Annotated in this window: 19 protein-coding genes and 1 other annotated feature; of the genes, 11 read left to right on the top strand and 8 right to left on the bottom strand. The window is 52.3% G+C overall.

Annotated elements, in window-relative coordinates; translation table 11 throughout:
* Positions 1–24 precede the first annotated feature (24 nt).
* Positions 25–291, top strand: coding sequence for a YebO family protein (locus MFP24_RS22670; RefSeq protein WP_249232405.1), 267 nt, complete (start codon positions 25–27; stop codon positions 289–291).
* Positions 292–345: 54 nt separating this feature from the next.
* Here MFP24_RS22670 and MFP24_RS22675 read toward each other — a convergent pair whose 3' ends face one another.
* Entirely contained in the window at positions 346–780 is a 435-nt protein-coding gene (locus MFP24_RS22675) for an FMN-binding protein (RefSeq protein WP_249232404.1), read from the bottom strand.
* A gap of 391 nt (positions 781–1171) precedes the next feature.
* Between MFP24_RS22675 and thrS the strand changes: the two genes are divergently transcribed.
* The 8 genes from thrS to ihfA all read left to right on the top strand — a co-directional run bounded on the left by thrS (position 1172) and on the right by ihfA (position 8368).
* Complete coding sequence (thrS, locus tag MFP24_RS22680) at positions 1172–3100, top strand: threonine--tRNA ligase (protein ID WP_249232403.1); 1929 nt, start codon at positions 1172–1174, stop codon at positions 3098–3100.
* Positions 3101–3103: 3 nt separating this feature from the next.
* Positions 3104–3646, top strand: a complete 543-nt coding sequence (gene infC, locus MFP24_RS22685) for a translation initiation factor IF-3 (RefSeq protein WP_072065893.1) — start codon at positions 3104–3106, stop codon at positions 3644–3646.
* A 99-nt stretch (positions 3647–3745) separates the two neighbouring features.
* Positions 3746–3943 (top strand): 50S ribosomal protein L35, encoded by a 198-nt coding sequence (gene rpmI / locus MFP24_RS22690; protein WP_009112988.1) that lies wholly within the window; start codon positions 3746–3748, stop codon positions 3941–3943.
* A gap of 42 nt (positions 3944–3985) precedes the next feature.
* Positions 3986–4342: a 50S ribosomal protein L20 gene (gene rplT / locus MFP24_RS22695; RefSeq protein ID WP_009112987.1), complete on the top strand. Its 357-nt coding sequence runs from the start codon at positions 3986–3988 to the stop codon at positions 4340–4342.
* Between the two features lie 151 nt (positions 4343–4493).
* Positions 4494–4619: a sequence feature (Phe leader region), on the top strand.
* On the top strand, positions 4500–4544 hold the full coding sequence (gene pheM, locus MFP24_RS22700; RefSeq protein ID WP_121514181.1) for a pheST operon leader peptide PheM: 45 nt from the start codon (positions 4500–4502) through the stop codon (positions 4542–4544). (Overlaps the previous feature by 45 nt.)
* Before the next feature lie 61 nt (positions 4620–4680).
* Positions 4681–5664 carry a phenylalanine--tRNA ligase subunit alpha gene (gene pheS / locus MFP24_RS22705; protein WP_249232402.1) on the top strand — a complete coding sequence of 328 codons (984 nt, stop codon included), beginning with the start codon at positions 4681–4683 and terminating at the stop codon, positions 5662–5664.
* Positions 5665–5679: 15 nt separating this feature from the next.
* Positions 5680–8067 carry a phenylalanine--tRNA ligase subunit beta gene (pheT, locus tag MFP24_RS22710; protein WP_249232401.1) on the top strand — a complete coding sequence of 796 codons (2388 nt, stop codon included), beginning with the start codon at positions 5680–5682 and terminating at the stop codon, positions 8065–8067.
* A gap of 4 nt (positions 8068–8071) precedes the next feature.
* Positions 8072–8368, top strand: coding sequence for an integration host factor subunit alpha (gene ihfA / locus MFP24_RS22715; RefSeq protein ID WP_009112984.1), 297 nt, complete (start codon positions 8072–8074; stop codon positions 8366–8368).
* 386 nt (positions 8369–8754) lie between these two features.
* On the opposite strand, the gene MFP24_RS22720 is transcribed toward ihfA, so the two are convergent.
* The 4 genes from MFP24_RS22720 to nadE all read right to left on the bottom strand — a co-directional run bounded on the left by MFP24_RS22720 (position 8755) and on the right by nadE (position 12466).
* Positions 8755–9192, bottom strand: a complete 438-nt coding sequence (locus tag MFP24_RS22720) for a GNAT family N-acetyltransferase (protein ID WP_249232400.1) — start codon at positions 9190–9192, stop codon at positions 8755–8757.
* Positions 9193–9267: 75 nt separating this feature from the next.
* Entirely contained in the window at positions 9268–9624 is a 357-nt protein-coding gene (locus MFP24_RS22725; protein ID WP_249232399.1) for a nitrous oxide-stimulated promoter family protein, read from the bottom strand.
* 130 nt (positions 9625–9754) lie between these two features.
* The gene (locus MFP24_RS22730; RefSeq protein ID WP_249232398.1) at positions 9755–11473 is read right to left on the bottom strand and encodes an ABC transporter ATP-binding protein; all 1719 of its coding nucleotides are present in this window, start codon (positions 11471–11473) and stop codon (positions 9755–9757) included.
* A gap of 168 nt (positions 11474–11641) precedes the next feature.
* Positions 11642–12466: an NAD(+) synthase gene (gene nadE / locus MFP24_RS22735; protein WP_249232397.1), complete on the bottom strand. Its 825-nt coding sequence runs from the start codon at positions 12464–12466 to the stop codon at positions 11642–11644.
* Between the two features lie 225 nt (positions 12467–12691).
* Here nadE and osmE point away from each other — a divergent pair, with 225 nt between their 5' ends.
* On the top strand, positions 12692–13024 hold the full coding sequence (osmE, locus tag MFP24_RS22740) for an osmotically-inducible lipoprotein OsmE (RefSeq protein WP_249232396.1): 333 nt from the start codon (positions 12692–12694) through the stop codon (positions 13022–13024).
* Positions 13025–13348: 324 nt separating this feature from the next.
* Positions 13349–13846: an RcnB family protein gene (locus tag MFP24_RS22745; protein WP_249232395.1), complete on the top strand. Its 498-nt coding sequence runs from the start codon at positions 13349–13351 to the stop codon at positions 13844–13846.
* A 68-nt stretch (positions 13847–13914) separates the two neighbouring features.
* Here MFP24_RS22745 and MFP24_RS22750 read toward each other — a convergent pair whose 3' ends face one another.
* The 3 genes from MFP24_RS22750 to MFP24_RS22760 all read right to left on the bottom strand — a co-directional run bounded on the left by MFP24_RS22750 (position 13915) and on the right by MFP24_RS22760 (position 18048).
* The gene (locus MFP24_RS22750; protein ID WP_249232394.1) at positions 13915–15309 is read right to left on the bottom strand and encodes an L-cystine transporter; all 1395 of its coding nucleotides are present in this window, start codon (positions 15307–15309) and stop codon (positions 13915–13917) included.
* 494 nt (positions 15310–15803) lie between these two features.
* On the bottom strand, positions 15804–16511 hold the full coding sequence (locus tag MFP24_RS22755) for an oligogalacturonate-specific porin KdgM family protein (protein WP_249232393.1): 708 nt from the start codon (positions 16509–16511) through the stop codon (positions 15804–15806).
* A 247-nt stretch (positions 16512–16758) separates the two neighbouring features.
* A complete protein-coding gene (locus tag MFP24_RS22760) occupies positions 16759–18048 on the bottom strand; it encodes an ABC transporter substrate-binding protein (protein WP_249232392.1) in 1290 nt (429 codons plus the stop codon).
* Positions 18049–18050 lie beyond the last annotated feature (2 nt).

Genomic DNA, 18050 nt, shown 5'->3' on the forward strand with positions numbered 1-18050 from the left:
TGAGTCGTTGTCTGGCAGATTGTTATGAGTGGAATAGGTGTGGACACATTAGAAATGATTTTTATCGTGCTCGTTGCGCTTCTGGCCGCGCTGGTGTGGTTTTTTATCAACCGGGCGAGCGTCAGAGCGAATGAGCAAATCAAGTTGCTGCGCGAGATAGCCGAGCAGCAACGCCAACAGTTGGATCTGCTGAAAATGTTGGTGCCGCAGCAGGCAAGGGAAGATAGCGATGATTTACAGGCGCAGGATGACGTTGCCCTTGATTTTAAAAACGTCATTCCCGAGCGTTAAATGCGGACTATCCCGTATCGCGACGCTATTCGGGATAGCCTGTGGTGAAAAAATTTATTCGATTTTCGCTGTCTCTGTATTCCCTGCTTTGGCATTTTCTATTGCCGCGCCGGCCAGTATTTTAAAGTCTTCCGTGGAGTGCGTTGCCCCCGTTACGCCATCGACATCCTCGATATTTTGTTTTTCCAGCAGGCTCTGAGCCAGTTTTACCGTATATACCTCAGGGGACGTTTTCGCCACTGAGGCCATTTTTTTACCGTATTCCTTATCCGACGTTTTTAGATGACCGTCTTGCTCGCTGGTATAATCGAATTTTACGCCGGCAATTTTTCCATCTTTGTACGTTAGCTCCACAAAAGGTTTCCATCCATGGTCATCAAAATTGATGGTTTCCGCCTTATAGGTGCCGTCTTTGATTATACCGTCTGCGGCAAAAGCGGTTACAGCAAAGAGACCGGCCAGAATGCCGGCTAAAAGTTTCGTCTGCATGACTTATTTCCTTTGTACGGGGTAGAGAGGCTCGTTATTGGCAATAAAAAGGATGACGATTGCCAATGGCGATCAAGCGGTAGAGTAACCTGCGGTTTGATAAAAAAAAGTGGACTATTTAACAGATTTACTCTATTCCCATAAAGCTAGCGTGGGATGGTATGACGTTGATTTATATCCAGGGCGCGCATTTATCCTTGCCTTATTTAGTGATATTATCCCGGCTGTTTTTTAGGCCGCAGGGCGTACGCGGTTGAATCGCGTACCCTTAACTTGCTCCTCAATCCGACATTGTGGGTCTGATTTGATGGGCAATTATCTGAAATCAAAGAAAATTGTTTTTTGTATGTGATCTTTCGTGTGGGTCACCACTGCAAATAAGGGAATTACAATGCCTGTTATTACTCTTCCTGATGGAAGTCAGCGTCACTACGATCACCCCGTTTCCCCCCTCGACGTCGCGCTTGATATCGGTCCCGGACTGGCGAAAGCCTGTATCGCCGGACGCGTCAACGGCGAACTGGTGGACGCTTGCGACAAGATTGAAAACGATGCTCAATTAGCCATCATCACCGCGAAAGATGAAACTGGCCTGGAGATTATCCGTCACTCATGCGCTCACCTGCTGGGGCACGCCATCAAGCAATTGTGGCCCGACACCAAAATGGCCATCGGCCCGGTGATCGACAACGGCTTTTATTATGACGTGGATATCGACCGCACGCTGACCCAGGAAGATATCGATCTGCTTGAAAAGCGCATGCATGAGCTGGCCGATAAAGATTACGACGTTATCAAGAAAAAGGTCAGCTGGCAGGAGGCGCGCGATGTTTTCGCCGCGCGCGGCGAGACCTACAAGATCGCCATTCTGGACGAAAACATCAGTCATGACGACCGTCCGGGGCTCTATCATCATGAAGAATACGTTGATATGTGCCGTGGTCCCCATGTGCCGAATATGCGTTTCTGCCATCACTTCAAACTGCAGAAAACCTCGGGCGCCTACTGGCGCGGCGACAGCAACAATAAAATGCTGCAGCGCATTTACGGCACCGCCTGGGCGGACAAAAAACAGCTCAACGCCTATTTGCAGCGTATTGAAGAAGCGGCGAAGCGCGATCACCGCAAAATCGGCAAACAGCTCGATCTCTACCATATGCAGGAAGAAGCGCCGGGCATGGTGTTCTGGCACAACGACGGCTGGACCATTTTCCGCGAGCTGGAAGCCTTTGTGCGCATGAAGCTGAAAGCCTATCAGTATCAGGAAGTGAAAGGTCCGTTTATGATGGACCGGGTGCTGTGGGAGAAAACCGGCCACTGGGATAACTACAAAGACGCGATGTTTACCACCTCGTCGGAAAACCGTGAATATTGCATCAAGCCGATGAACTGTCCGGGGCACGTACAGATTTTCAATCAGGGATTGAAATCGTACCGCGACCTGCCGCTGCGCATGGCCGAATTTGGCAGCTGTCACCGTAACGAGCCGTCTGGCTCGCTGCACGGACTGATGCGCGTGCGCGGCTTCACCCAGGACGACGCCCATATCTTCTGTACCGAAGAGCAGGTGCGCGCTGAGGTCAATAGCTGTATCAAAATGGTGTATGATATGTACAGCACCTTCGGTTTTGAAAAAATCGTGGTGAAACTGTCTACCCGTCCCGAGAAGCGCATCGGCAGCGATGAAGTGTGGGACCGCGCCGAAGAAGATCTGGCGGCCGCGTTGACCGAAAACGGCATTCCGTTCGAATATCAGCCGGGGGAAGGGGCGTTTTACGGTCCGAAGATTGAATTTACCCTACATGATTGTTTGGATCGCGCCTGGCAGTGTGGTACGGTGCAACTCGACTTTTCATTACCGGGTCGTCTGAACGCCTCCTACGTAGGCGAAAGTAACGAACGGCAGGTGCCGGTAATGATTCACCGGGCTATTCTGGGATCAATGGAGCGCTTTATCGGTATCCTTACCGAAGAGTTCGCCGGTTTCTTCCCGACCTGGCTGGCCCCGGTACAAGCGGTGATTATGAATATCACCGATAGCCAGTCTGATTATGTCAGCGAATTAACCAGAAAATTGCAAGAAGCGGGTATTCGCGTAAAAGCAGACTTGAGAAATGAGAAGATAGGCTTTAAAATCCGCGAGCACACTTTGCGGCGTGTTCCCTATATGCTGGTCTGCGGCGATAAAGAGGTTGAGGCAGGGAAAGTTGCTGTCCGTACCCGTCGGGGCAAAGATTTGGGAAGCATTGACGTTAGTGAAGTGATCAGTAAGCTGCAGCAAGAGATTCGCAGCCGTAGTCTTCATCAATTGGAGGAATAAGGTATTAAAGGCGGAAAACGAGTTCAACCGGCGCGTCCTAATCGCATCAACAGAGAAATTCGCGCACAAGAGGTACGCCTGACAGGCGTCGAAGGCGAACAGCTTGGCATTGTCAGTCTGAATGAAGCATTAGAAAAAGCCGAGGAAGCAGGTGTTGATTTAGTTGAAATCAGTCCGAACGCCGAGCCGCCGGTTTGCCGAATCATGGATTACGGCAAATTCCTCTATGAGAAGAGTAAGGCCACAAAGGAACAAAAGAAGAAGCAAAAAGTTATTCAGGTCAAGGAAATCAAATTCCGTCCTGGTACCGATGATGGCGACTATCAGGTCAAACTACGCAACCTGGTTCGCTTTCTGGAAGACGGCGATAAAGCCAAAATCACGCTGCGTTTTCGCGGCCGTGAAATGGCGCACCAACAGATTGGCATCGAAATGCTTAACCGCGTTCGTGACGATCTGAGTGAACTGGCGGTGGTTGAATCCTTCCCATCGAAGATTGAAGGCCGCCAGATGATCATGGTGCTCGCACCCAAGAAGAAACAGTAAGGCATTCAAGTAGCCGAACCCGCGCCGCGTTCGCGCAGTGCGGGTTTTGTTCGCCTTAATCTGATTCGTTGTAATTAACAATGCGAAGTGGAAATTAACATGCCAAAGATCAAAACAGTACGCGGCGCCGCTAAACGCTTCAAAAAAACCGCCAACGGTGGTTTCAAGCGTAAGCATGCTAACCTGCGTCATATTCTGACCAAAAAAGCGACTAAACGTAAACGTCATCTGCGTCCGAAGGGGCTGGTCTCCAAAGGGGATCTGGGTCTTGTCATCGCATGTCTGCCGTACGCATAAGTAACCTTTTTGAATTTAGAATAAGACTTTAGGAGAGAGCATATGGCTCGCGTAAAACGTGGTGTGGTTGCTCGTGCACGTCACAAAAAAATACTGAAACAAGCGAAAGGTTACTACGGTGCCCGTTCGCGCGTTTATCGTGTTGCCTTCCAGGCAGTAATCAAAGCCGGCCAGTACGCCTACCGCGACCGTCGTCAACGTAAGCGTCAGTTCCGCCAGCTGTGGATTGCACGTATCAACGCAGCAGCCCGTCAAAATGGCTTGTCTTACAGCAAATTCATCAACGGCCTGAAAAAAGCCTCTGTTGAAATCGACCGTAAGATCCTGGCTGATATCGCGGTATTCGACAAGGTCGCTTTCAGCGCCCTGGTTGAAAAAGCGAAAGCAGCACTGGCATAAGTCAGTTAAAAGAGGGAGCTTTGCTCCCTCTTTTAGTTATCGGCTAGTTATTGGCTTCAAAGAAAACGCCGGTGGCTGTTGACATTTAGCCGGCATCATTTTTCAATTAAAGCCGTTTTATTTTTACGTTTTACGATTACGACAAGGTAACGCAAGTATGCATACTGCTATTTTCCGTTTCTTTTTTTACTTTAGCGCCTGAACTTGGGGTGGCTTTGCGCGTAAGAAAAGAAACGAAAAGTAGCGCCTAAGCCTCCCACAGGGAGGCTTTTTTGTTTCATACGACACAATTTTGCCAACGTGACAGTTGGCCGTACAGGCAGAAGAAGAGGAATGCAATGCCACATCTCGCAGAGCTGGTCGCCAAAGCCAGAACAGCCATAGAAGAGGCCGGAGACGTTGCCGCGCTGGATACCGTGCGCGTCGAATATCTCGGCAAAAAAGGTCACTTAACCCTTCAGATGACCTCGCTGCGCGAGCTGCCTGCTGAAGAGCGTCCCGCCGCGGGCGCGGTTATCAACCAGGCCAAGCAGGACGTACAGGCGGCGCTGAATGCGCGCAAGCAGGCGCTGGAGTCGGCGGAATTGAACGCCCGGCTGGCGGAGGAAACCATCGACGTGTCGCTGCCGGGGCGCAGCATCGAAAACGGCGGCCTGCATCCGGTAACCCGCACCATCGATCGCATTGAAACCTTTTTCGGCGAGCTGGGTTTCTCCGTGGAGACCGGGCCGGAAATCGAAGACGACTATCATAATTTCGACGCGCTGAATATTCCCGGCCATCACCCGGCGCGCGCCGATCACGATACCTTCTGGTTCGACGCCAAACGCCTGCTGCGTACGCAAACCTCCGGGGTACAAATCCGCACCATGGAAAACCAGCAGCCGCCGATTCGCATCATCGCTCCCGGCCGCGTATACCGCAACGATTACGATCAGACGCATACGCCGATGTTCCATCAGATGGAAGGGCTGATTGTGGATAAAAACATCAGCTTTACCAATCTGAAAGGGACCTTGCACGATTTTCTGCGCAACTTTTTTGAGGAAGATTTACAGGTGCGCTTCCGTCCCTCCTATTTTCCGTTTACCGAGCCTTCCGCCGAAGTGGACGTGATGGGTAAAAACGGCAAGTGGCTGGAGGTACTGGGCTGCGGCATGGTGCATCCCAATGTGCTGCGCAACGTGGGTATCGATCCGGAAGTCTACTCCGGCTTTGCCTTCGGCATGGGCATGGAGCGCTTGACCATGCTGCGTTACGGCGTCACCGATCTGCGCGCATTCTTTGAAAACGATCTGCGTTTCCTCAAACAGTTTAAGTAAGGCGGGAATATCATCATGAAATTCAGTGAACTCTGGTTGCGCGAGTGGGTAAACCCGGCGGTTGACAGCGAAACGTTATCCGAACAAATCACCATGGCCGGTCTGGAAGTGGACGGCGTTGAGCCGGTTGCCGCGGCGTTCCACGGCGTAGTGGTCGGCGAAGTGGCGGAGTGCGGCCAGCACCCGAACGCCGACAAACTGCGCGTAACCAAGGTAAATGTCGGCGGCGATCGCCTGCTGGATATCGTCTGCGGGGCGCCTAACTGCCGTCAGGGCTTGAAAGTCGCCGTCGCCACCATCGGCGCGGTATTGCCGGGCGATTTTAAAATCAAAGCGGCCAAGCTGCGCGGCGAGCCGTCGGAAGGGATGCTGTGCTCATTCTCTGAGCTGGGTATTTCCGAAGACCACGACGGCATTATCGAACTGCCGGCGGATGCGCCGATCGGCTCCGATATTCGCGACTATCTGCAGCTGGACGACAACGCCATTGAAATCAGCGTAACGCCAAACCGCGCCGACTGTCTGGGGATTATCGGCGTGGCGCGCGACGTGGCGGTACTGAACCAGCTAGCGCTGACGGAGCCGGAAATCGCGCCCGTTGCGGCGACCATTCAGGATACCGTTCCCATTCAGGTCGCCGCGCCGCAGGCCTGCCCGCGCTATCTGGGCCGGGTGGTGAAAGGCATTAACGTTAAAGCGCCCACCCCGCTGTGGATGCGTGAAAAGCTGCGCCGCAGCGGTATCCGCTCCATCGATGCGGTGGTTGACGTCACCAATTACGTTTTGCTGGAGTTAGGCCAGCCGATGCACGCCTTTGACCTCGACAGGCTGGACGGCGGCATTGTGGTGCGTATGGCGCAGGAGGGCGAAACCCTGACGCTGCTGGATGGCAACCAGGCCAAGCTGGACGCCGATACGCTGGTTATCGCCGACCGCCAGAAGGCGCTGGCGCTGGGCGGGATTTTTGGCGGCGAGCATTCGGGCGTCGGCGAAGAGACGCAGAATGTGCTGCTGGAGTGCGCCTACTTTAATCCGCTGTCGATTACCGGACGGGCGCGGCGCTACGGCCTGCATACGGATGCGTCGCATCGCTATGAACGCGGCGTCGATCCGTCGTTGCAGTTTAAGGCGATGGAGCGCGCCACCCGTCTGCTGATCGATATTTGCGGCGGCAGCGCCGGCCCGGTGGCGGCGGTGACCAGCGAAGCGGATTTACCGCTGCGCGCCACCATTACGCTGCGCCGCGAAAAACTGGATCGTCTGATTGGCCACGTTATTGCCGACGAGCAGGTGACGGATATTTTACAGCGCCTCGGCTGCAAGGTGACCAAGACCGACGCCGGATGGCAGGCGGTGGCGCCGAGCTGGCGTTTCGATATGGAAATTGAAGAGGATCTGGTGGAAGAAGTCGCCCGCCTTTACGGCTACGACAACATTCCCAATATCGCCACTCAGGCGCCGCTGAAGATGACCTCGCATCGTGAAGCGAACCTTTCTCTCAAGCGGGTCAAGACGTTATTGGTCGATCATGGCTATCAGGAAGCAATTACTTACAGTTTTGTTGACCCCAAAATTCAGGCGTTGATTCACCCCGGCGAAGAGGCGCTGATTCTGCCCAGCCCGATCTCCGCCGAGATGTCGGCGATGCGCCTGTCGCTATGGAGCGGCCTGCTGGGTGCGGTGGTGTACAACCAGAACCGTCAGCAAAACCGCCTGCGCCTGTTTGAAAGCGGACTGCGCTTCGTGCCGGACGCCAGCGCTCCGCTGGGCATTCGTCAGGATGTGATGCTGGCGGGGGTGATTACCGGCGGCCGCTATGAGGAGCATTGGGATCTGGCGCGTCAGACGGTTGACTTCTATGATTTGAAAGGCGATTTGGAATCGATACTGGCGCTGACCGGCAAAGTGTCCGAGGTTGAATTCCGCGCGGAAAGTAATCCGGCATTGCATCCGGGGCAAAGTGCTGCTATTTATCTGTGCGGGGAACGCATTGGATTTATTGGAGTTATCCATCCGGAATTGGAACGTAAGCTGGATCTTAACGGACGTACCGTGGTCTTCGAACTGTTGTGGAACAAGGTCGCAGACCGCGTGCTGCCTGATGCGAGCAACATTTCTCGTTTCCCTGCAAACCGTCGTGATATCGCTGTGGTAGTGGCTGAAAACGTTCCCGCCGGCGATATTTTAGCCGAGTGTAAGAAAGTTGGCGCAAATCAGTTAGTTGGCGTAAACTTATTCGACGTGTACCGAGGGAAGGGCGTAGCGGAAGGGTATAAGAGCCTGGCTATCAGTCTTATCTTGCAAGATAACTCTCGTACACTGGCAGAAGAGGAAATTGCCGCTACCGTTGCGCAGTGTGTAGCAGCATTAAAACAGCGATTCCAAGCATCCTTGAGGGATTGAACCTATGGCGCTTACTAAAGCTGAAATGTCAGAATACCTGTTTGAGAAGCTTGGGCTGAGCAAACGGGATGCCAAAGAGCTAGTCGAGCTGTTTTTTGAAGAAGTTCGTCGCGCTTTGGAAAATGGCGAGCAGGTCAAATTGTCGGGATTTGGCAATTTTGATTTGCGAGACAAAAACCAACGACCGGGACGTAACCCAAAAACTGGCGAAGATATTCCGATTACGGCGCGCCGTGTGGTCACGTTCCGTCCGGGGCAAAAGCTAAAAAGCAGGGTAGAGAACGCCTCTCCCAAAGAGTAAAAGTGATAACCCAAAAGGCCGCGCAAGCGGCCTTTTTTCAGATTACTGATAAACCCACACCGAAATAGTCATCTCCGAAACCACCACCAATCATCCATGCGGCAGCAGGTGGGATTCTCTTCCGCAAGCGGTTCGGTGTTGCCGGAGACTCCTGCCTACGCAGATATTGTGTTGACCATTCGGCGTCAAGTCTCGTTCTTCCGGCAGACACTCTCTCGCGTCATGCCCGCGCAGGCGGGCATCTCAGGCAACACCGAGTTGTTTGGGAAAAGCAGATTCCCGCCTGCGCGAGAATGACGGGGGATATCTGCGCGAATGAGGGGGATATCTGCAGAGTTGATAGATTTGGAGTCGCTATTACCAATAGCTACTTTGGCAGGGCGGTTTTACTTAAGCGACATATGCAGCAATGGGAAGTTATTCCCCAAACCGTCTTGTTCTGAACGCCGGATCACACGAAACCCATGATGCTCATAAAAACCTTTGGCCTGTGGGTTTTGTTCGTTCACATCGACTTTGACAGCCTTTACCGTGTTAACGGCATAGTTCAATAGCGAGCTTCCTATCCCCATTCCCCGATATTCAGGCGCGACGAATAGCATTTCAATTTTATCTTCTAAAGTGCCGACAAATCCTTGCAGCCGTCCGTGGCGGTCTTGGCAAGCCCGTAATTCCAGTGACGGCAGGTAGTCATGCAAAATACGGGGGCGCAAAAGTAAAATATCCTGTTCAGTGAGGAATGAATGCGTCTGGCGGACAGATGCTTCCCATATATCGGTCAGCGTCGTGAATTGTTCTGTTGTTACCGAGCAAAGTACGTGCATTGCGAATATCCGATTAAGTCAGGGGTGTGAGCCGTTGGTAATAAATGCTACCGGCTTTAATGCCGCTGGAGCAATCTATTTCCTTGCGCCGGTTTTCGGCGCCGGGTAATCCGGCACCGGCCGACGATCGTCAATCAAATGACGGATGGCCAGAATAGGGTGGCGAAGCAGCATACGCGGCCCCGACCAGCGCATAATCGCTTTGATCTCTTCCCGCCTGGCGGGTTGATAACAGTGGATGGGGCAGTGCTTGCACGCCGGTTTCTCCTCGCCGAAATAGCAGCGTTCCAGGCGATTGACGGCGTAATCGAACAGACGCTGATATTTATCGTCGCCGTCGGCCGCGGGATGGTGCTTCTGGTACAGGTCGATCATCAGCCCGACGGTACGGATCTCACGCTGCCGGTGTTTGCCTGGGGGGTTTCTCGCCATGTGCGTTATTTTCCGAGCGGGTGATAATAGCTATATTTTAAATGCAATTTATGCAACTTTAAACCATCCGCATCGCCGCCGGAAGGGAATAAAAATGCGCGGGGCAGAGGTCCCCCGCACGCAAAGAGCATCAGGCGTGGCCGAACTGCGCCTGATGCAACCTGGCGTAAATCCCGCTGCGTTCGATTAACGCCCGATGACTGCCTTGCTCGATGATCCCGCCGTTATCAACCACTACAATGCGCTCGGCATGTTGAATGGTGGCCAGACGATGGGCGATAACCAGCGTGGTTCGTCCCGCCGAAAGCTCGCTGAGCGACTGTTGAATGGCCTGTTCGGTGGCGGTATCCAGCGCGGAGGTCGCCTCATCCAGGATCAGAATCGGCGGGTTCTTCAGGAAAATCCGTGCAATGGATAAACGCTGTTTTTGCCCGCCGGACAATTTGACGCCGCGTTCGCCCACGACGGTATCCAGGCCGTCCGGCAGATTCTCAATCAGCTCATCCAGCCTGGCGCGCCGCGCCGCCTGCATGATTTCTTTATCGCTTGCGCCCAGTTTGCCATAGGCGATATTTTCACGAATGGTGCCGCCAAACAGGAAGACATCCTGCTGCACGATGCCAATCTGGCTGCGTAGCGAAGCCTGCGTCATGTCGCGGATATCGATGCCGTCGATGGTGATACTGCCGCTGGTTAAATCATAGAAGCGGGGCAGCAGCGAACAGAGCGTGGTTTTTCCCGCGCCGGAAGGCCCGACGAAGGCGACCGTTTCGCCGGCGCGAATCGACAGATTAACGTTACGGATGATGGGGCGATCGGGCGAATAGCCAAAACAAGCCTCACTGAAGCGAATATCGCCCTTAAGCGCCCCGGCATCGCGCGCATTGGGGGAATCCGCAATTTCCGGCACCGTGTCAATCAGTTGGGTAAAGCGCTTGAAACCGGCAATCCCTTTCGGATAGCTCTCCAGCACCGCGGTGATTTTTGCCACGGGGCGGAAGAATACTTCGATCAGCAACAGGAAGCCGATAAAGCCGCCGTAGGTAAGTTCGCCGGCAATAACGTACCAGATGCCCGCCAGCATGACGATCAGTTGAATCAGCCTGGTGCTCAGATAGCTAAGCGTCAAACTGGCGGTCATGATGCGATAGGCCTGAAGTTTGGTGCGGCGGTAGCTTTCGTTGTCATGAGAGAATAGCTTTTGCTCATGCGCCTCATTGGCGAACGCTTTGACCACCCGAATACCGCCCACGCTTTCTTCAATGCGGGCGTTGAAATTGCCGACCTGGCCAAATAGCTGACGCCAGGTATCGGTCATGCGCGCGCCGTAGCGGCTGACCAGATAGGTCATAAACGGCACGATAACGATAGTGAGCATCGCCAGCGGCAGATGCACGGTCGCCATCAGAATAAACGCGCCGATAAAGGTCATAATGGCGATAAACAGGTCTTCCGGGCCGTGATGGGCGATTTCCCCCACCTCTTCCAGATCCTTGGTGACGTGGGTGATAATATGACCGGTTTTCATATTGTCATAATAGCGGAAAGGCAGCTTTTGCAGATGTTCAAACGCCTGGCGGCGCATATCGGTTTCGATGCCAACCCCCAGCGCATGACCCCAGTAGTTGACAATGGCCATCAGTCCGGTATTCAGCAAATAGACGACCAATAACGCCACCGAGGCCAGCAGAATCAACGACCAGTCCTGCTCCGGCAGGAGCTTGTCGATAAACGCCTTGATCGCCATCGGGAAACCGAGCTCAAGTAAACCGGCGATAATAGCGCAGCCGAAGTCGAGCACGAACAACCCCTTGTAAGGGGCGTAATAAGAGAAGAAACGCCGTAACATGCCGTGTTTTTTTTGAGTTAAATAAATGTGAAATTCACTATAACAGGTTATTGCCCCGAGGGGGACACTCACGGCCCGGTGCCTATGTCGGCTTACTGATGCCAGCATAGGTAAAAACAGCGGCAACGGATGCCGGGGCCGGCATCCGCCAGAGAAAATTAAAGCCGATTAACGCCAGAAGTCGTCGAAAACGGTAACCGGCGGCCGACGCTTATGTTCGGTTTTGCGATACCAGTTTTCTATAATCGCCGCCTCTTTGGCGTCGATTGTTTTACCTTCCAGGTAGTCATCAATTTTTTCATAGGTCACGCCTAACGCCACTTCGTCCGGCAGCGCAGGGCGGTCGTCCTCCAGATCGGCGGTCGGCGCTTTGGTGTAAAGGTTCGACGGGCAGCCCAATTCGCGCAGCAGCGCTTTTCCCTGACGTTTATTCAGGCGGAATATCGGGTTGATATCCGTGCCGCCGTCGCCATATTTGGTGAAGAAGCCGGTCACCGCTTCTGCGGCATGGTCGGTTCCCACCACCAGGCCGGCGTTCATCCCGGCGATGCTGTACTGGGCTTTCATGCGCTCGCGGGCTTTTTCATTACCTTTGACAAAGTCGGAAAGCTCGATGCCAATCGCTTTCAGCGTGGCTTCGCTGGCCTGCACCGCCGGTTTGATATTGACGGTCAGCGCCTTATCCGGCTTGATAAAGGCGATGGCGTCCTGGCAGTCGGCCTCGTCGGCCTGAACGCCGTAAGGCAGACGTACCGCGATAAACTGATAATCCTGTCTGCCGGTTTCATTACGCAGTTCGGTGATGGCAATCTGGCACAGTTTACCGGTCAGCGTGGAGTCCTGGCCTCCGCTGATCCCCAGAATCAACGACTTCACAAACGGATGCGCCGTCAGGTAATCTTTTAAAAAATCGACGCTGACGCGGATTTCCTGCGTTGGATCGATGCTGCTTTTCACGCCCAGCGCACTGATAATCTCTTGTTGTAATGACATAATCCCCCCTTTGCTGAATTTGTTGATGCCGTCCAAAATTGTCTTAATCATCAGAGTGTAAAGCTAATCAGCGTGAAGAAAAAGAATAAGCGCGCTGCCAGCAGTTTTACCTATGGGTGAAGTCATGCCAGATGTTAGCCAATATGCGCATAAGTATGGCTATAATTTGAAAAAACGGGGTTTGCCGTCTACCCTTATCAATACCCATTCCTACGAGGTAATGTAATGAAAAATAATCGACTACTATTGTGTATTGCGGCGGCAGGAGCAGTTTTACTCTCCGGATGTTCGACTTATAACAAAGCCGAGAGTTATGTGAATGAACCGGTAGTGAAAGACGTGAAGGTGGGAATGACGAAGCAGCAGGTTCGTCAGATTGCAGGTTCGATAGGCGTGGAAAGAAGGCTGGTGAACGCGACAGGCACCTGTAGCGATTATCTGCTGAAGAATCGTGATGGCACGGCGCAGAACTATTTTGTCAGCTATGACGAAACCGGGACGGTGCGTAATAAAGGCTTCCAAAGCTGCCAGGCTTATGACACCAACCCGCAGCGGTAGTGATGACGAGTATCATAACGTCACCCACGGACTTGCGTAACCCTCTGTAATATCCGCATTTTTATATCTGAAAACAGACTGAAAGACGCGTTCTCCGCGGAGAACCGCGTCTTTCAGTTTCATCTGTGAATATCCCGCCAAACGCCGTATAACGACCTCGCCCCTTTAAACGCTATCCGCAGGAGTGTTAAGAATCTGCCTGGATTTGGTAAACTATTGTCAGAAATAGGGTTTTAAGATATTTCCACCTTTCGTCCGGCGCCATAGTATCCGATATTGCTATCAACCGGTTTACCAGACTGTAAATATGTCGAGGAAAATACAATGACGAAAAAAACACTGGCGCTGACGATGTCGTTACTCCTGGCGACAAGTTCTTTTTCAACCATCACTTTTGCTGAAAGGACGAACGGACCGCAAGAGCAGAAGTTGCAACAACGCAATAATCAAGGCAATAACCAAAATAGCGGGGAGCGCAGAAATGCGCAGGGCGCCGACGGTAAGCAAAGAATGCTGCCTAACGCCAATCATAATAGCGACAAAGGGAAAAGAGCGGATAAACAGACTTCCCGCGAGCATCGCAATGCCGGCAACTTCCGTGAACGCGATCATTTTGCATGGAAGGGGAATAACTTCAGGAGAGGCCACCCGGCCCCCAAACGTTTTCGCGGGGATGATTATCGGGTAAACGACTGGCATGCCCGCGGTTTGCGTGAGCCGCCTGCCGGTCAGCACTGGGCCTATATTAATGGCAATTATGTGTTGATCGCCGCGGCCACGGGGATAATCACGGCTATTCTGCTGAACGGCGCGTTAAACTAGCCGTAACAGAAGATGAACCTGTCGGCGGCGCAGCGCCGCCGACAGATTGTTGTTTTAATGCGCCAATGCTAGCGATGTGCCAATTCCGCCTCTTCCTGAGCGTCAAACACCGTTTTATCCGTTTGTTTCAATAACTGGCTGGTTACCGTGCCCGCGGTCATGGAACCGCTGACGTTTAACGCCGTGCGCCCCATATCTATCAATGGTTCAATGGAAATCAGCAATGCCACCAGCGTGACGGGCAGCCCCATTGCCGGCAGCACGATCAGCGCGGCAAAGGTTGCGCCGCCGCCCACGCCGGCCACGCCCGCCGAACTGATGGTTACGATGCCGGCCAGGGTGAGGATCCACACCGGATCGAGCGGGTTAATGCCGACGGTCGGCGCCACCATCACCGCCAGCATGGCGGGATAAAGCCCGGCGCAGCCATTCTGACCGATGGTGGTGCCGAACGAGGCGGCAAAGCTGGCGATGGATTGCGGCACGCCGATACGGCGGGTTTGCGCCTCGATGCTGAGGGGAATGGTCGCCGCGCTGGAGCGGCTGGTAAAGGCAAAGGTCAGCACCGGCCATACCTTACGGAAAAAGCGCGCCGGGTTGATGCCGGTCAGCGACAGCAGCAGCGCGTGCACGCCGAACATAATGGCCAGTCCGAGGTAGGAGGCCACCACAAAGCTGCCCAGCTTGAGAATATCCTGCAGATTGGAGCTGGCGACCATTTTGGTCATTAGCGCCAGCACGCCATAGGGGGTCAGTTTCATCACCAGACGAACCAGTTTCATCACCCAGGCCTGCAGCGTATCGATGGCGGTCAGGATGCGCTCGCCTTGCGCCGCGTCGTCTTTCGTCAGTTGCAGGGCGGAGACGCCGAGAAAAACGGCAAATATAACCACGCTGATGATTGACGTGGGATTGGCTCCCGTCAGCTCGGCAAACGGATTTTTGGGAATAAACGACAGGATAATCTGCGGGACGCTCAGATCGGCCACCTTGCCCGCATAGTTGGTTTCGATAGCCGACAGACGGGCGCTTTCCTGCGCGCCCTGAACCAATCCCGTGGCGGTCAGCCCGAACAGGTTGGTGACGAAAACCCCGACCAAAGCGGCAATCAGCGTGGTAAACAGCAGGGTGCCGAGCGTCAGGACGCTGATTTTGCCTAACGAAGAGGCATTATGCAGCTTCGCCACCGAGCTGAGGATGGAGACAAATACCAGCGGCATAACAATCATCTGCAGCAGTTGCACATAGCCGTTGCCGACGATATTAAACCAGGCCACCGACTGCCTGATGACCGGGTTATCGCCGCCATAAATCAGGTGTAATGCCAGACCGAACAAAACCCCGACGACCAAACCCAGTAATACTTTTTTCGCCAGGCTCCATGACTTGTTGCTGCTGGCGTATCCCAGCAGCAACAATAGCGCGGCGAATGCCGCAATATTCAACAGCAGCGGAAAATTCATCTCCACTTCTCCCTATCAGTTAAATGCGTAATTTTTTCAAAAAATAAAGACAAACGGTGAAAGGATAACAGTTCTTTCATAAGTTTGTTATATGGATGTGAAGGCCGCTATCGACCAAACGCCGCGGAACGACGCAGGGCGTAAGGTTGGGTAAGTCAGGGCCTCTGCCAGGGGGCGTTCACCGCAAATGGATCGGTAATCCCACTCAGGAGGTTGTTGGGGGGAAAGGAATTGCGATTTAAAAGTAGGGCACTCATTACACAGAAAAACGAGTGCCCTGAAACTAAAAAATAAAGCAATAATATTTATAGACCAAGAGGGTAATTCAGACACGGGAATTGATACGGCTAAAACGCTAACTTACTCAACTAATAACACACTTCATAATAAAGGGATGTTAATAATTAAACGAATTTACTTCAATTCGATACGATAAATTTAACATCCCTTTTACTATTCTAATATCAGGATTTATGTAAATAACCGGGCCGTGATCAGAAATTATACTGCACGCCTACGCGGTAACGGGTCTGGCGCTCGTCAGTAAATTTACTACCGGATACGTTAGCGACAGCCATATAGGGCCTCCAGTTTTTGTCCAGTCTATAAGAGAGTTTTACATCATGTGCGATATCGTAATCTTCGTTATCCGATACCGGGGTGAAATATTCAGTATTAACTTTCTTATAATCCAATTCGTAATCAACCTGGAATCCCTTCAGGAATTTGTAGCTCACAACCGCAGTCAGATTATAACCATTCTCGGAGGTGTTTTTTTGTGTACCGATGTTGCCGCTATGGCGTTTGTAATAAGGACGATAGCGCAGAGTGGCAGACAGATCGTCAGTGATATTGACTTTACCGCGCAGATACGGGCGGTAGTTGTTAGATGAAGAGCTTGAATCTAAAGAGAATCCGGGTTCCAGGGAAAACGTTTTGTTGAAGTTATATACGTAGCTGGCAACCACTTCCGTACCATTGCTGACAGTCTCATGATATGGTTTATCTTTATCGTCTGCTCCAGCCCATTTGGCTTCCACGGATAAACCAAAACCACTTGCAAAACGATGAGACATCAATAAACGATCTTTATGTGTATTACCTGCTCTATCCTGGAATTCATGGCGGTAATCGATGGTTACGGCCATTGCATTAATACTGACTAACGATGTTACCGCCAAAGCTAATAATTTTAATTTCATTTTTTATATTTCCCAGAAGTTATGATGGGGATTAATTCAAAAGACGCATTACGCTTTTTGGAACAAGTTCTATTTTATTTATTATTACTATCCGTTTTGTGATCGCGATCGGCTTGAGTAACAAAAAGTAAAAATGAATTTCAAAATGTGAAGGGGATCGGATCGGGTAATTTTCTTGTTTTAATTTAATTGAAAAATCCCTGCCGGTTTACGGCAGGGGAAATACGAGTAGAGTAACAGGTTTCCGTTATCTCATTGCGCGTTTTAAAATACGTTCAGACTGACGCTGAAAATATTTTGCCGTTTCTTCAACGGATTTTTGGCTGTAGTCGATATACTGAATGGCGTCGCCAAACAGGGAAACGATCTGCGGGTCGTCAAAGTAGGGCGACGTTTTCAACGCGTGCGGTAAATTTAATGCCTGATTTAGCCCGGCAACGGAGGGGGAGTCCTCTTTAATCACCCCATCGGCGGTCAATTGCGCCACCGCGGCCTTGCTTAAGGGTACGCCGCGCTCTAATCCCATTGCCTGAACGCCTTCCTTACTGTTCAGCAGAAAGTTAATCAGCAGGGCGGACTCTTTGGGATGCCTGGTTGATTTACCGATAGACAACATTTGCGCCGGTTTAAAGAACAGCCCGGCGTCTTTGGCTTCCGGCAGCATGGGATAAGGGCCCAACTCCAGTTTGGCCGGCGGCTGCAGGTTATCGGAGTATTTGGTGATGGTGGAGTTCCACATATAGGTGCCGCTCCACTCGCCGCTAATCCACGGCTTCATCTCATACATATTGCTCTTGCCGAAAGAGGCATAGTGCTTGGCCGAAGGCATAACGTGGCTATCAACCAGCTTCTTGTACAGACTGAAGAACTCTATCCACTGCGCATCGCTATAAGAGAATTTCTGCGCTTTTTCGTCGATAGCGGGAATATTGTACTTCTGAATCATGTAAGAACTTAACAGCGCCAGTGAATCCTGATGTTCCAGTACCACCGGGTAGTACTGGTCGCCCAGTTTTTCTTTGAACACCTTACCGGCGTTCAACAGCTCGTCCCAGGTTTTGGGGTATTCCAGTCCGGCCTTTTTCCAGCTTTCATTGTTGAAATAGAAAACGCGGGCGGTAACGGAAATGGGAATGCCGTTCAGCTTGCCGTTAACGGTGGTGCCCTGCAGCTCTTTGGCGTCGAACTGGTTCAGGTCCAATGAATCTTTGACCAGGTTTAGATCGTAGAACCCATCGCCGTTTTTAGAGAAAATGGGCAACCAGTTCCAGTTGGTCTGCATCACGTCCGGCTCGGTTTTACCGGCGATCTGGGTGGTCAGGCGGGACAGGTGTCCATCCCAACCGGTGTACTCTGCTTTCACCTTGATATTGGGGTATTGCTGATGGAAGCTTTCGATTGCCTTGAGCGTTTGCTGGTGGCGGCTGTTGCCGCCCCACCAGGACATTCTCAGTTCAACCTGGCTGGCGGCAAAAGACGGCGCCGCCAGTAAGGCCAGGGATGAGGCTATCAGCGTGTGTAGGATCGCTTTTTTCATCG

This window comes from Brenneria tiliae (assembly GCF_023347575.1).
Taxonomy (GTDB): Bacteria; Pseudomonadota; Gammaproteobacteria; order Enterobacterales; family Enterobacteriaceae; genus Brenneria; species Brenneria corticis.